The organism is Wenzhouxiangella sp. XN79A, assembly GCF_012272825.1.
Classification (GTDB): domain Bacteria; phylum Pseudomonadota; class Gammaproteobacteria; order Xanthomonadales; family Wenzhouxiangellaceae.
This window is the reverse complement of the sequence record NZ_JAAWWS010000134.1, coordinates 21,907-35,569: the sequence shown is the minus strand read 5'-3', so window position 1 is coordinate 35,569 and position 13,663 is coordinate 21,907. Positions and strand designations below refer to the sequence as shown.

The following is a 13,663-nucleotide window of genomic DNA, read 5'->3' as shown; positions in this document are numbered from 1 at the left end:
GACCCACGGCGATGAGTTCCTCTCGCCCGTACCTGCTGCGGGCCTTGTACGAGTGGATCGTCGATAACGGCGCGACCCCGCAGATCCTCGTCGACGGTACCGACGCGGAGCTGCAGATTCCCGAATCGGTGCGGTCCGGCGACAAGGTCGTGCTCAACATCTCGCCCAGCGCGGTGCGCGACTTCGACGTCGACGCCGACTACGTCAGTTTCGTCGCTCGATTCTCCGGCGTCTCGCACGGGGTGGTGGTGCCGATCGACGCGGTGCTTGCGATCTACGCCCGAGAGAACGGCCAGGGGATGATGTTTCCCGACGCCGAGGACGGCGATGCCGAACCCGCCGAGAGTCCCGGTCCGCGTCCGGTCGAAGGACCGCCGGCGTCCGAGCGGCCCGACGGCAGCGGCGAGGACCCGGACGACGACCCCGATGGGCCCGACGGCGGCCGCAAGCGCCGACCGAACCTGAAGATCATCAAGTAGCCGTTCGATTCGTTGTCGAAGATCCGGTTGACAGCCGGTCCCGTTTTGGAGATAACCGGGGGCGGATCACGATCAAGGGGCCGTTGATGCAGTCCATCCGTACCGTGCTCGCACTGGCCGGCGTCGCCGCAACGATGTCGGCGCAGGCCGTTATCGAATTCGCCGACGTCTCCGGCCCTTCCGGGTTCCAGCCGGCGATGAATGCCGATGTCCATGCTGGCGGAATCGCAGTGGCGGACTTCGATCGCAACGGCTTCCCCGATATTTTCGTGACCGGATACAGCGAGCCCAATCGTCTCTTCTACAACGACGGCACCGGGCAGTTCTTCGAGATCCCCGCTCACAACGCACAGCTTCAGGGTGCGTTGTGCAACGTCGCTGCCGCGGCCGATTACGACAACGATGGCTGGCCCGACCTGTACGTGGCCTGCCGGAACGGGCCGAACCACCTGTTTCGCAACACCGGCACCGGGTTTGCGGACGTCACCACTGCAGAACTCGACCACGACCCGCCGGGGCTCACGCCCGCCTGGGTGGACGGCGTCGCCTGGGGCGATCTGGATCGGAACGGACTGCCGGACCTGTTCGTCGGGACCTATCCCACGACGGCGACCGCCGACCCGAGCGATCCGTTCAATCGAGATCGAATCCTGCTGCAGATGGCCGGGCCGGCCTGGATCGATGCGGCCCAGCAGCTGGACTTCTCGCGCCTGATTCAGCCGACGCTGGCTGCGGTCCAGGCCGATATCGATCGGGACGGGCGGACCGACATCTACGTGGTCAACGACAAGAACCTCGGCAACGTCCTGTGGCGCAACACCGGGCCCGGCTGTGGAAGCGTCTGTTTCGAAGACGTCTCGCTGGCCAGCGGGGCCGATCGGCCGGTGTTCGGGATGGGCATCGCGATCGGTGACATCGACCGTGACGGCCGGCCGGACCTGTTTTTCTCGAGCATCGGCGAACAGGTGTTGCTGCGGTCCACTTCCAGCGATCCGCTGGCGTTCGAAGAGGTCCAGAATGCGGCCGGCGTAAGCCACCCGGGCGTGGGCTGGGCCACGATCTTCGCCGATTTCGATCACGACGGCCATGAAGATGCCTACCTGGCGGTCATGCCGACGCCGGACGGGACGATCGACGGCACCGACCAGATCTACCGGAATCTCGGATCCGGCAGCTTCGCCAACGTGACCGGCCAGTCCGGCCTCGATATCGACCTGGTCACGATCGCCGGGGCCTTGATCGATTTCGACCGCGACGGGCGGCTCGACCTGGTTCTCGGCCACGGAACCAACGGCTATCGTCTTTATCGAAACCAGACGACCGCCGGCAACTGGATCGGGTTCGAGCTCGAGGGCGGCTCGGCCGGGGTCTCGCGAGACGCATTGGGCGCGCGGGTCGAGATCCAGACCGCAGACGGTACGCAGTGGCGCGAGGTTCGCTCCGGCGAGTCACGTGGAGCCAGCCACGACCCGATCGTTCATTTCGGCATCGGCGACGCCACCGCGGCCGAGGTCACCATCCACTGGCCGGACGGGCTCGCCGAGTCGCTGGGGCCCGTTCCGGCGGGCCGCTACCATCACCGCGCCCACCCGAACTTCGATCCGTTGTTCTCCGATTCACTGGAGTCCGCGCCATGATCGGCGGATGCTGACGGTGGTGATGGTGCTCGGTCCTTCGGCCGACCTCGAGTCTGCACCCCGATCCGACGGTGTCACCGCGACCGCCGGCGTCGTGACCGGCCGGCGGGGTCGGGGTGGCGGATTTCGATCGCAACGGACGGCCGGACCTGCTGCTTACCGGTGACTTCCAACCCGATCGTCTGTTGTTCGACGTCGGCATCGGCCAGTTCGTCGAGCGCGAACCCTTCGCCGCCCGACCGGCCACCCTCGGCCCCCAGCGCACGGCCGTGACGGTTGCCGACGACGACAACCACGGCTGGCCGGACGCCGACCTGCCCTGCAACGGCGACAACCTGCTGCTGCGCAACCGCGGTGCAGCCGGATTCGAAGACCGCACGACGCCGGTGCAGAACCGCCCCGAGCGTAGCCAGGGCCCGGCCTGGGCCGACTTCAACCGCGACGGCTGGCGGGATCCTGATCGTCGCCGCGCACTCGCGCAGCCGTCCGCCGGATCCGAGGAAGTACGACCGGATCCTGATCGCCGACGGCACGGGTGGGTTCACCGACCTTGCCGGCGGCTTCGACGGGGCGCGGCCGCTCGGCACCAGGCTGGGCCTGATCGCCGCTGATTTCGACCCCGACGGCGGGATCGCTATCTGCACCGTCAACGACCGGCCCGACGGCAACGTGCTGCTGCGTAACGCCGGACCCGGCTGCGCCGACCGGCAGTGCGTTCAGCGCTCGCGCAGGATGCGCACCGGCGGCGTCTGGAGCACGCTGCGATTGCCGAGCCAGCCGGCACCGACGATCAAGGCCACCGAGGCCCCGAAGCCCAGTGCGAACAAGCCGACGCCCGGCCGATAGTCGAAGCCGAACAGCTCCCTGGCCAGCAGTCCGCCGACCACCGCCGCGCCGGCCACCGCAAGCGCTGCGGCGATCACCGCCATCACGCCGTACTCGATCAGCAGTCCGCCCCGGACCATCCGCCGTTCGGCACCCAGTGTGCGCAGCAGCGCGGCCTCGGAGCGGCGCTGGTCGCGGGTGGCCTCCAGCGCGGCGAGCAGCACCACCAGCCCGGCGGCCAGCGTGAACGCGAACACCACCTGGGCCGCGCGACTGACCTGGTCGATGATCTCGAACACCCGGTCGACCAGTGCGCCGACGTCGAGCAGGGTGACGTTCGGCCGCGATCGGGCGACGCGGTCGAGCGCCTCGAGCCGGTCCGGCGGGGCGCGGAAGCTGGCGATGTACTGGTGCGGCAGCTGGTTCGCCGCCTCCGGCGTGACCAGCAGGAAGAAATTGACGTTGAACGAGCCCCAGTCGACCTCACGGATGCTGGTGACCTCGCCGGTGAAGGTCTGCCCGCCGCCGTCGAAGGTCAGCCGGTCGCCGAGTCCGACCCCGACCCGCTCGGCCCAGCGACTGGCCAGCGAGATCTCACCGGTCGCGTCGGGCGACCAGAAGCGACCTTCGCGGACCACGTTGGCCGGCGGCAGGCGGTCGATCCACGACAGGTTGACCTGCCCGGTAAAGGCGTCGTCCGGCGGTGTTTCGCCGGTGATCGCGACCAGGTTGGCGTTGGCCATCGGCCGGACCTGGAGCCCTTCGACACCCAGCGCGGCGAGTTCCTCGCGCAGCGCGTCGGCCTGGTCGGGCTGGATATTGACCATGAAGTGATCGGGCGTGTCGTCGGGCAGGCTGGCCCGCCACTGGTCGATCAGCTCGGTGCGCACCACCATCAGCAGCAGGAGGGCCATCAGCCCCAGCCCCAGCGCGGTGGTCTGGACGATGCTCATCGCTTCGCGCCGGCCCAGGCCGGCCAGGCCGAATCGATACGTCCCGCGCACGCGATGGGCCAGCGCCCGGGTCAGCCGCACCGCGCCCCAGGCCGCCAGCGCCAGGGCCAGCGCCAGCACGGCGCTGCCGCCGAGCACGTACAGCGCCAGCCGCGGCTGGCCGAGCTGGATCACCGGCAGCAGCAGGGCCACCGCCACGGCCAGCAGCCAGCCCAGCGCTCCGGCCCGCGGCCGCTGGTCCAGCGAGCGATTGAGAATCCGCATCGGCGGCACGTGGCGCAGCGCGGCCAGCGGCGGCAGCGCGAAGCCGACCGCCAGCAGCAGGGTGAACGCGGCCAGTCCCGGCAGCGGGGCCAGCGAGACCGGCGGCAGCGGTTCCTGCAGGTTGCCGGCCAGGATCTCGGCGATCAGGTGCTGGCCGATCCCGCCGCCCAGTGCGCCGAGCGCGGCCGCACAAAGTACCAGGCCGAGCAGCATCAACAGCATCGCACGCTGAATGACCGCTCCGCGCGCCCCGAAGGCCTTGAGCACCGCGACCAGGTCGCGCTGGGCCTCGGCGAAGCGCAGCGCCGCCAGCAGGACCGCGACCGCGGCCAGCACCACCGCCGTCAACGCGGCCACGGCCAGGAAGCGGCGGGCCTGGTCCAGCGCCTCGGAGGTCTGGTTCTCGGCATCGCGGATCGTGGTCAGGCGGGTGCGGTCGTCGAGGGTCGGTCGAACGGCCTGTTCGTAGGCCGAGACCGCCTCGGCGGGGCCGGCAACCAGCAAGCGATGGCGGGCCCGCGAGCCCGGCCCGAGCAGTCCGGCGTCGAGCAGGTCGGGCAGCGCAACGATGACTCGCGGCGCCAGCGCGAACGGACCGTCGCCGCGGTCCGGCTCATAGGTCAGCAGCCGGGTCACGGTCAACGCCTGTTCGCCGACCCAGATCGGATCGCCCAGCTCGATCGACAGCGCGCGCAGCCCTCTCGGCTCGATCCAGGCCTCGCCGGTGCCGGGCAGGCCGTCGGCCGGTCGATCGGCGGCACCGGGCGCATCGGCCACCTGCAGCCGACCGCGCAGCGGATAACCGTCGCCGGCGCCCTTGACCTCGAACAGCGACGATTCGTTGTCGGAATAGACGACGGTGTCGAGGTCCAGTAGTCGCGCCGTCGACAGGCCGAGCTCGCGGGCCTGCGCTTCCAGCGCGTCGGCCGGCCGGGCCCGGCCGCTGATCCTCAGGTCGGCGGCCAGTACTTCGCCGGCCTGTTGCTCCAGGGCCCGCCCGACCCGGTCGGTGAACAGGGTGACCGCGGTCAGCGCCGCGGCCGCCACGCCGAGCCCGATGATCAGCATCCACAGGGCGCCGGAGCGACCCTGGCGCAGCAGCAGCCGGCTCGACAGTCGCCAGGCGTTCATGCCGGCGTGGCGGCGTCGGGCTGGAGCGCCAGCCGGCCGTCCTCGATCACGGCGGTCCGGTCGCAGCGCCGGGCCAGCGCCGGGTCATGCGTGACCAGGACCAGCGAGGTGCCGTGGTCGCGGTGGATCCGGAACAGCAGCTCGGCGACCTGGTCGCCGGTCCGACGGTCCAGGTTGCCGGTCGGCTCGTCGGCGAACAGCAGCGCCGGCTCCGGCGCGAAGGCCCGTGCGATCGCGACACGCTGCTGCTCGCCGCCGGACATCTGGCGCGGATAGTGGTCGAGCCGGTGGCCCAGGCCGACTTCGCGCAGCGCCGCCTCCGCGGCCGGTCGCGGCGCGTCGACGCCGGCGATCTCCAGCGCCAGCATCACGTTCTCGAGTGCGGTCAGGCTCGGCATCAGGTGGAAGGACTGGAACACGAACCCGACCCGCCGCCGTCGCAGCTCGGCCCGGCCGTCCTCGTCGAGCCGCTCCAGCGCGGTGCCGGCCAGTTCGATCCCGCCGGTGCTGGGCAGTTCGAGGCCGGCCAGCAGGCCGAGCAGGGTGGTCTTGCCCGAGCCGGAGGCGCCGACGATCGCCAGGGTTTCGCCCGGCATCAACGTCAGGTTGATATCGTGCAGGATATCGAGGCGTCCGCCGGGCGCTTCGACATGGAAGCCGACGTCCTGCGCGACCAGCAGCGGTCGAGCCGCGCCGTCGGCGGCATCGGAAGGAGAATGTTCGCGTGTCACGTTGGTCTGTTTCCCTGTGGTTGGTCGCCGCGCTGGTCGCGATGCCCGCGTCGGCCGCGACCGTCGTCGTGCTCGGCGACAGTCTGTCCGATGCCTATGGCATGGCGCGTGAAGCCGGCTGGGTCGCGCACCTGGACGAGGCGCTCGGTCCCGCGCACCGCGTCGTCGACGGCAGCATTTCCGGCGACACCTCGTCGGGCGCACTCGATCGGCTCGACGGCCTGTTGAACACTCACCCGCCGGATGTCCTGGTGGTCATTATCGGTGGAAACGACGGCCTGCGCGGCCTGGCGCCCGATCGGCTGCAGGCCAACCTCGAGCGGATCGTCGAGCAGGGCAGGGCCCTCGGCGCCGAAGTGCTGCTGATGCAGGTCCGCCTGCCGCCGAACCTCGGCCCGCGCTACGTGCGCGCCTTCGAAGCGGTCTACCCGGCCGTGGCCGAGGCGACCGGCGCGGAGTGGATCCCGTTCTTCCTGGAACCGTTGTTCGACCAACCGGGCATGCTGATGGACGACGGCATCCATCCGACCGAAGCGGCCCAGCCACGGCTGGCCGAGCTGATCCGGCCGGCCGTCGAGGCTGCGCTCGCGCGGGTCGGCGAGGCGCCGCCGTCGGAATGAACCCGCGCCCGCTGCGCTGCGACGTCGTCGAATTGTCCTGAATCAACTGGCAGGCGGTCGGTGCTCGCTAGTCTGGCGCCCGGTTCATGCAAGGACGCTCCCGGTCGATGACGACGCACGCCGCAGCCCAGCCCCCTCCCCACTCCGGGTGTTCGCCCGCCGGGACCCTGTCGATCGCGATCTCGGGCAGCGGTGGGGCCGGCGTCATGACGGTCGGCGAACTGCTGCTGGATGCCGCGGCCCGGGCCGGACTGTACGGCCGGATGGGCCGGACCTTCGGCCCGCAGATCCGCGGCGGCGAGGCCGCAGCGCTGCTTCGGCTCTCGAGCACTCCGATCGAGGGCGTGGGAGACGCCTACGACCTGCTGGTCGCGCTGGACTGGGGCAACATCGATCGCTTCGCCGACGAGATTCCGCTGAGTCCGGACAGCCAGGTGCTGTTCGACGACAAGGCCGGCGAGGTGCCGCCGGTCGTCGTCGCCAGCGGGGCGAACTGCCGTGGACTGCCGTTGAGCGAGACGGCCCGCGCCGTGCGCGGCGGTCGGCCGAACCTGGTGGTGCTGGGCCTGTTGGCCGGCGCCCTGGACCTGCCGGCCGCCCTCGTGCGCGAGGCGGTGCGGGCCCGGTTCGGCGAGCGCAGCGTGGAGACCGCGCTGGCCGTGCTCGAGCTCGGCCTCGCGACCGAACCGCCGTTGTCCCGCCCGCTGTCGCCGAGCCGCGCGGCCGGTGTGCGCTGGAACGTCAGCGGCAACCAGGCGGCCGGGCTCGGCGCCCTGCGCGGCGGCATCCGGTTCGTCGCCGCCTATCCGATCACGCCGGCCACCGACCTGCTCGAGTGGCTGGCCGAGGAGCTTCCGGCGGCCGACGGCGACCTGGTCCAGGCCGAGGACGAGCTGGCTGCCGTCAACATGTGCATCGGCGCGAGCTTCGGCGGGGTCCCGTCGCTGACCGCCACCTCCGGTCCGGGGCTGGCCCTGATGCTCGAAGCGATCGGCCTGTCGGTCGCCTCCGAGACGCCGATCGTGGTCGTCGACGTCATGCGCGGCGGCCCCTCGACCGGCATCCCGACCAAGTCCGAGCAGACCGATCTCGACATCGCCGTCAACGGCCTGCACGGCGAGGCGCCGCACCTGGTGCTGGCCCCGCTGGGCGTGGCCGACTGTCTGTTCACGACCCAGTGGAGCGTGGAACTGGCCGAGGCGCTGCAGGCCCCTGCGATCGTTCTGTCCGACCAGTCGCTGGCCCAGTCGCGGCTGATCGTCGATGAACCGCCGACGCGGAGCTCGCCGGCCACTCGGCGCTGCGCCGAATCGCCGGGCGCCGACTATCGGCGCTATGCAATCACCGACGACGGCGTCTCGCCGATGGCGATTCCGGGCACCCCCGGCGGCATGTACGTTGCCGACGGACTGACCCACGATGTGCGCGGCCGGCCCTCGTCGCGCTCGGCCGACCACCGGGCCCAGCTCGACAAGCGCCGCGACAAGCTGACCGGGTTCGATTTCGGCGCGGCCTGGGGCGAGGTCGACGGGGACGGTGCCGCGGCGGTGATCACCTGGGGATCGAGCACGGCCGCGGTGCGCGAGGCGGTCGATCGGCTGCGCGCCGCCGGATGCGCGGTTCGCTGCATCGCGCTGCGGCTGATCTCGCCGCTGCCGATCGACGCGCTGCGCGGCGCGCTGGCGGGCGTGGAACGCGCGGTCGTCGTCGAACACAACCACTCCGGCCAGCTGCACCGGCTGCTCCGTGCGAACGCCGACTGGCCCTGTCCGTTGACTGCATGGCACCGACCCGGCCCGCTGCCGCTGCGTCCCGGCGAGCTGGTCGCGGCATTGAGCGAGGCGCTGGACGCACGCCCGAACCGCGAGGAGACCCCGGCATGAGCGAGACCCTGACTGCCCGCGATTACAAGTCCGATGTCCACCCGGTCTGGTGTCCGGGCTGCGGCGACTTCGGCATTCTCAACGCGCTGACCAAAGCGCTGGCGGCGCGCCAGCAGCCGCCGGAGCGCGTTGCGCTGATCTCGGGCATCGGCTGTTCGTCGCGCCTGCCGGCCTACATGACCCCGTACGGCTTCCACGGCGTCCACGGTCGCGTGCTGCCGATGGCCACCGGCCTGGCGGTGGCCCGGCCCGACCTGACGGTCATCGCGATGGGCGGCGACGGCGACGGCTTCTCGATCGGCGGCAACCACTTCATGCACGCCTGCCGCCGCAACGTGAACATGGTCTACCTGGTCATGGACAACGCGGTCTACGGCATGACCAAGGGCCAGGCCTCGCCGACCACCCAGACCGACTGGACCGGCAGCAAGCTGACGCCGACCGGGACCCACATGCCGGCCTTCCGGCCGCTGGAGATCGCGCTGGCCTCGGGCTGCGCCTTCGTCGCCCGGGAATTCTCCGGCAACCCCAACGGACTGGCCCAGCGGATCGTCGAGGCGCTGGACTACCCCGGCTTCACCTTCATCCAGGTGCTCTCGCCGTGCATCACCTATCGTCCGGAGCAGATGGGCTACAAGAAGATCGTTCACGAGGATTTCGAACCGACCTCGATCCGGACCGAGGCGATGGCCCGCTTGCTCGACGACGACGGCATGACCACCGGCCTGCTGTTCAGGGCGCCGCCGGCACCGTGGCAGGGCGACCCGGCACCCGAGGCTCATCGCGCCCCGGAACGGGCGCTGGTCGTCGGAGGGGGCGCATGAACGAGCTGCAGCAATTCCTGGCCCATGCCGTGGCGCTGGAAACCGACGCGGCAGAGCGCTACGACGAACTCCATCGGGCGATGGACGTCCACCACAACACCGAGATCGCCGAACTGTTCGCGCAGATGGCGCACTACTCGCGCCTGCACCGGGCCGAGGCGCGCGAGCGGGCCGAGCGGGCCGGCGGGGTGCCGGCGGTCGATCCCTGGGCGTTTGCCTGGGGCGGCGCGGAAAGTCCGGAAAGCGCGGCCACCGAGGCGGTGCACTACCGGATGAGCGCCCACGACGCCCTGGCCGTGGCGCTGGCCGCCGAGCGCTCGGCGCACGACTTCTACGCCCGGGTGGCCGAGACCACCTCTGATCCCGAGGTCCGCGCGCTGGCCGGGGAATTCGCCGAGGAAGAGGGCGGCCATGCCCTGGAAATCGAGCGCTGGATCCAGCGCCTGCCGGACGAACCCGGCGATGCGCTCGGTGATCTCGATCCGCCGATCGACGTGGATTGATCGAGCCCGGCGCTTCGCTCGGCGACTCGCTGAACGAGCCTCGAGCGCATCCGGGAACCGGCCCGCGGACGCGGGCGCGAAGAGTATCCTATGCGCTCGTGCCTTGAGGAGCCGAGCGTGTCCAGCGATTCCGCCGATTCGAGACGCCGCTCCGGGCGCTGGTTGCTGCTGGTCGGCGCCGGTTGCCTGCTGTCGCTGGTCATCGGCTTGCACCTGGGCCTGCTGCCGCGGCTGCCGACGCCTCGCCTGCTGACCTTCGGCGGTATCGCCGAGTGGCTGATCGCGCTGCTGCTGGCGTCGATCCTGGTTGCATTACAGTCCCGCGATCTGCCGGCCCGGATCCACGCGCTGCTCAGCGTCGGGCTGATCCTGTGGCTGGTGTCCTGCGTCAGCGACGTGCTGGACGAACTGGTCCGGCAACCGCTGTGGGTGTCGGCCTTCGCCGAGGACGTGCCGCGAGTTCTCGGCATGCTGCTGGCCGCCCTCGGCCTGCTGGGCCTGGTCCGCCACTCCGGTCAGATGATGCAGGAGCTCGAGCGGCTGAGCCTGCGCGAACCGCTGACCGGGCTCGGCAACCGACGCCGCTTCAACCAGGTCGTCAACCAGCGCCAGGACCGGGGCTTCGGGCTGCTGCTGATGGACCTCGATCATTTCAAGCGGGTCAACGATCGCTTCGGCCACGCGGTCGGCGACGAGGTGCTCAGCCAGGTCGCCGACGTACTGCGCGGACTGGCGCCGGAACCGGACGACCTGTTCCGGCTCGGCGGCGAGGAGTTCGCGATGATCGTCGCCCCCGACGACGACGAGGGCCTGGAGACCCTGTCCCGCCGCATCGTTCGCGCCGTGGCGGCGCTGCGTCCGCGCGACGATCTCGGCGTGACCCTGAGCATCGGTGTTGGCCGTTCGCGGCCGGCCGAGCCGCCGCTGGAGCTGATGCAGCGCGTCGACCGGGCGCTCTACCAGGCCAAGGCGGACGGCCGCAACCAGGTGGCCGTGGCCCGGGACTGACGCAGCCGTGGCCCGCAGGGGCGCGGAAAAAGGTAAGGTTGGCACCGAATCCGTACCCCCGACACCGAGACCGCCGCCATGCTCCAACGCCTTGTCCTTGCCGCGCTGTTCGTCGCCTGCCTGACCCCTGCCCACGCCCAGACCCGCACGGTCTGGATGGAAACCACGGAAGGACCGATGATCCTCGAACTGGACGAGGGTGCCGCACCGATTACCGTGGCCAATTTCCTGGCCCATGTCGAGCAGGGGTTCTATGACGGGATCATCTTCCACCGGGTAATCGAGGACTTCGTCGTCCAGGCCGGCGCATTCGACGATGAGCTGGCCTTCCGGCCCCCGCCGTTTCCGGCGATTCAGAGCGAAGCGTCCAATGGACGGCTGAACGTGCCGGGCACGATCGCCATGGCGCTCGCCGGTTCGGATGTCGACAGCGGCCGTGCGCAGTTCTTCATCAACACCGCGGTCAACGACGTCCTCGACGGCGATTTCACCGTGTTCGGCGAAGTCGTGACCGGATTGAACGTGCTGGAGTCCATCCAGTCGGCTCCGACGACCAGTATCGCTGCACAGGCGCTGCGCGACTACCCGCTGCGTCCGGTACGCATCGAGCGCGTCGTCGAGACCGACGGCTATCCGCTGATGCCGCTGCATACCGGTTCCTGGTTCGACCCGCAGAACCCGGGTCGCGGGCTCAACGTCGAGATCGCCAACGGCGGCGCGTCCGGCAACGACGCGACGCTGGTGATCTACCTCTACGATTTCATCGACGGCCAGCAGTTCTGGCTGGCCGGCAGCGCGAACTTCGACTTCGGCCCGTCGGCGGTCACCGTGCCGATGGTGATTCTCGACGGTCCGCAGTTCGGCGATGCCTTCGACCCGGACGATCGGAACGTCGAGGAATGGGGCACGATCACCTTCGAGGTCACCGGCTGCGGCAGCGCGGTGATGAGCTATGACTCGCCGGAGTTCGGCAGCGGCGAACGACCGCTGGCCCGCCTGACCCGGCCGAACGACCTCGACAGCTGCGAAGGTCTCTGATCGACCCGTGATCTTCGGTTCCCGGCCGGCGTCGCCGGCCGGGGCGCCGCTGGGTTCAGTCCGCTTCGCCCTCGGGAGCGGGGAAGGCCCACGACCGCGCGCCGTCCGCGCCGGCCAGTTCCAGCCGCCCGGTGGCCGGATCGATCGTCGCGCGGCGGAACCCGTCCAGCGCCTTCAGGAACCGGTCCTCGACCTGCATCATGGCCTCGGGGCACATCATCTTGGTGGCGGCCGCGGTGCCGACCTCGAAGTCGGCGCCGTCGAGCGTGTAGCCGGCCGTGTAGCGGTTGCAGCCGGCGCGGCCGAACACCCGGCCTTCGGTCGCTTCGAAGCCCATCGTCACCCGCACCCGATCGGGCAGGGGCTGGTCGGCCACCGTCTCGAACACCCAGGTGGTCGCGGTCAGGCGCTCGGGGTCGGTGCCCGAGTCGGGTTCGACGTCCGGGGCGTTCGGCATCGTGCAGCCGCTCAGGCCCAGCAGGCCGGCGAAAAGCAGGGCGGTTCGGGAAAGCGATCGCATGGGCACTCCTCGAGCGATTCGATACACGTCATGAACGGACGTCCTCGGTGCGGGTCTCGTCGAGATCGCGGCCGTGGTCGTCTGCGGAGGGCTCGTCGGTGGACGGGTCGTCGGACATCGAGCGCTGGTGCTCGGGATGGCTCTCATTGAACTCGCGCCCGAAGATCTGCCAGAACGCGATGAACAGCACCGCGATCAGCGGGCCGACGACGAAGCCGTTGAGGCCGAACATGGTCAGGCCGCCGAGTGTCGAGAGCAGCACCAGCCAGTCCGGCAGCTTGGTATCGCGCCCGACCAGGATCGGACGCAGGATGTTGTCGGCCAGGCCGATGATCAACACCCCGTAGAGAATCAGCACCGTTGCCGAGACCCAGTCGCCGATGGCGTAGAGGTAGATCGCCGCCGGCAGCCAGATGATGCCCGCGCCGATCGCCGGGATCAGGCTCAGCACGGTCATCACCACGCCCCAGAGCAGCGCGGCGGGGATGCCGAGAATCCAGAAGATCAGTCCACCGAGCGCGCCCTGGACCATCGCCACGACCAGGTTGCCCTTGACCGTGGCCCGCGTGACCTCGGCGAACTTCTGGAACAGCATCCGCTCGCGCTCGTCGCCCAGCGGCAGCGCGTGGACCAGCTGCTCGATCAGTCGCCGGCCGTCGCGCAGCAGGAAGAAGGCCACGTACAGCATCAGGCCGAGCTTGAGGAAGAACCCGAAGGTGCCCTGGCCGACCGCCAGCGCGTTCTGGGCCACGAAGCGGCTGGTTGCCACCGCGGCGTTGGCCACGTTCTCGCGCACCGAGCTCATGTCGATGCTGAATCGCTCGAGCAGGGCCTGGACGGCCGGGAAGGCGTTGCGGACCTGGTCGATGTACTGCCCCGGCTGGATCTCGCCGGTGTCGATCTGGCGGTACAGCGCGATGCCCTGCTGGGCGAACGAGGCGAGCAGCAGCAGCACCGGCACCACGACCAGCACGATGCAGGCCAGCAGCACGGTCAGCGCGATCAGGTTGGGCCGGTCGCCCCAGGCGCGCTCGAGCCGGACCTGCAGCGGGTGGAACAGGACCGCGATGATGCAGGCCCACAGGATCGGCGCGAAGAACGGCTGGAGCAGGAACAGGAACAGTGCGGTCACGCCCGCAAGCAGCACCAGGAACAATCGCTGTTCGAGTTTTTCCACCGTCACGCATCCATTCATCGGGTCGGGCTCGACTATAGGCAATGCCACGCCGGGCGGCAACCGCAACGGC

The 13,663-nt window shown here is 70.1% G+C and carries 13 protein-coding genes; 8 read left to right on the top strand and 5 right to left on the bottom strand.

All coding sequences use genetic code 11. The features are described 5' to 3' along the window. Positions 1–11: 11 nt before the first annotated feature. Both HFP89_RS03435 and HFP89_RS03430 read left to right on the top strand, forming a co-directional pair. On the top strand, positions 12–479 hold the full coding sequence (locus HFP89_RS03435; protein WP_168716245.1) for a ClpXP protease specificity-enhancing factor: 468 nt from the start codon (positions 12–14) through the stop codon (positions 477–479). 86 nt (positions 480–565) lie between these two features. Further along, on the top strand, positions 566–2,116 hold the full coding sequence (locus HFP89_RS03430) for a CRTAC1 family protein (protein WP_168716244.1): 1,551 nt from the start codon (positions 566–568) through the stop codon (positions 2,114–2,116). 74 nt (positions 2,117–2,190) lie between these two features. Here the strand turns inward: HFP89_RS03430 and HFP89_RS03425 are convergent, their stop codons facing one another. From HFP89_RS03425 to HFP89_RS03415, 3 genes are all read right to left on the bottom strand, one after another. Then, positions 2,191–2,661 (bottom strand): hypothetical protein, encoded by a 471-nt coding sequence (locus HFP89_RS03425; protein ID WP_168716243.1) that lies wholly within the window; start codon positions 2,659–2,661, stop codon positions 2,191–2,193. Between the two features lie 171 nt (positions 2,662–2,832). After that, on the bottom strand, positions 2,833–5,289 hold the full coding sequence (locus tag HFP89_RS03420) for an FtsX-like permease family protein (protein ID WP_168716242.1): 2,457 nt from the start codon (positions 5,287–5,289) through the stop codon (positions 2,833–2,835). Next, complete coding sequence (locus HFP89_RS03415; protein WP_168716241.1) at positions 5,286–6,020, bottom strand: ATP-binding cassette domain-containing protein; 735 nt, start codon at positions 6,018–6,020, stop codon at positions 5,286–5,288. Before HFP89_RS03415 ends, HFP89_RS03420 begins: the two co-directional genes overlap by 4 nt. Here HFP89_RS03415 and HFP89_RS03410 point away from each other — a divergent pair. The 6 genes from HFP89_RS03410 (at position 6,014) to HFP89_RS03385 (ending at position 11,896) form a co-directional block, all read left to right on the top strand. After that, positions 6,014–6,640, top strand: coding sequence for an arylesterase (locus tag HFP89_RS03410; RefSeq protein WP_346775181.1), 627 nt, complete (start codon positions 6,014–6,016; stop codon positions 6,638–6,640). The two genes, HFP89_RS03415 and HFP89_RS03410, sit on opposite strands and share 7 nt — an antisense overlap. A gap of 107 nt (positions 6,641–6,747) precedes the next feature. Then, positions 6,748–8,523, top strand: coding sequence for a 2-oxoacid:acceptor oxidoreductase subunit alpha (locus HFP89_RS03405; protein ID WP_168716240.1), 1,776 nt, complete (start codon positions 6,748–6,750; stop codon positions 8,521–8,523). Continuing rightward, on the top strand, positions 8,520–9,347 hold the full coding sequence (locus HFP89_RS03400; protein WP_168716239.1) for a thiamine pyrophosphate-dependent enzyme: 828 nt from the start codon (positions 8,520–8,522) through the stop codon (positions 9,345–9,347). The genes HFP89_RS03405 and HFP89_RS03400 overlap by 4 nt, the downstream gene beginning before the upstream one ends. Further along, on the top strand, positions 9,344–9,850 hold the full coding sequence (locus tag HFP89_RS03395) for a ferritin family protein (RefSeq protein WP_168716238.1): 507 nt from the start codon (positions 9,344–9,346) through the stop codon (positions 9,848–9,850). Before HFP89_RS03400 ends, HFP89_RS03395 begins: the two co-directional genes overlap by 4 nt. A 117-nt stretch (positions 9,851–9,967) precedes the next feature. Next, complete coding sequence (locus tag HFP89_RS16285) at positions 9,968–10,858, top strand: GGDEF domain-containing protein (RefSeq protein ID WP_168716237.1); 891 nt, start codon at positions 9,968–9,970, stop codon at positions 10,856–10,858. A 78-nt stretch (positions 10,859–10,936) separates the two neighbouring features. Next, entirely contained in the window at positions 10,937–11,896 is a 960-nt protein-coding gene (locus tag HFP89_RS03385; protein WP_168716236.1) for a peptidylprolyl isomerase, read from the top strand. A 55-nt stretch (positions 11,897–11,951) separates the two neighbouring features. Here HFP89_RS03385 and HFP89_RS03380 read toward each other — a convergent pair whose 3' ends face one another. Continuing rightward, complete coding sequence (locus HFP89_RS03380) at positions 11,952–12,416, bottom strand: META domain-containing protein (protein WP_168716235.1); 465 nt, start codon at positions 12,414–12,416, stop codon at positions 11,952–11,954. Between the two features lie 28 nt (positions 12,417–12,444). Continuing rightward, entirely contained in the window at positions 12,445–13,593 is a 1,149-nt protein-coding gene (locus tag HFP89_RS03375; RefSeq protein WP_346775180.1) for an AI-2E family transporter, read from the bottom strand. Positions 13,594–13,663 lie beyond the last annotated feature (70 nt).

Excerpts from the sequence above, each read along its gene's own strand:
- HFP89_RS03435 (WP_168716245.1), top strand. The coding sequence starts at position 12 with ATGAGTTCCTCTCGCCCGTACCTGCTGCGGGCCTTGTACGAGTGGATC.
- HFP89_RS03430 (WP_168716244.1), top strand. The coding sequence starts at position 566 with ATGCAGTCCATCCGTACCGTGCTCGCACTGGCCGGCGTCGCCGCAACG.
- HFP89_RS03420 (WP_168716242.1), bottom strand. The coding sequence starts at position 5,289 with ATGAACGCCTGGCGACTGTCGAGCCGGCTGCTGCTGCGCCAGGGTCGC.
- HFP89_RS03405 (WP_168716240.1), top strand. The coding sequence starts at position 6,748 with ATGACGACGCACGCCGCAGCCCAGCCCCCTCCCCACTCCGGGTGTTCG.
- HFP89_RS03400 (WP_168716239.1), top strand. The coding sequence starts at position 8,520 with ATGAGCGAGACCCTGACTGCCCGCGATTACAAGTCCGATGTCCACCCG.
- HFP89_RS03395 (WP_168716238.1), top strand. The coding sequence starts at position 9,344 with ATGAACGAGCTGCAGCAATTCCTGGCCCATGCCGTGGCGCTGGAAACC.
- HFP89_RS03385 (WP_168716236.1), top strand. The coding sequence starts at position 10,937 with ATGCTCCAACGCCTTGTCCTTGCCGCGCTGTTCGTCGCCTGCCTGACC.
- HFP89_RS03380 (WP_168716235.1), bottom strand. The coding sequence starts at position 12,416 with ATGCGATCGCTTTCCCGAACCGCCCTGCTTTTCGCCGGCCTGCTGGGC.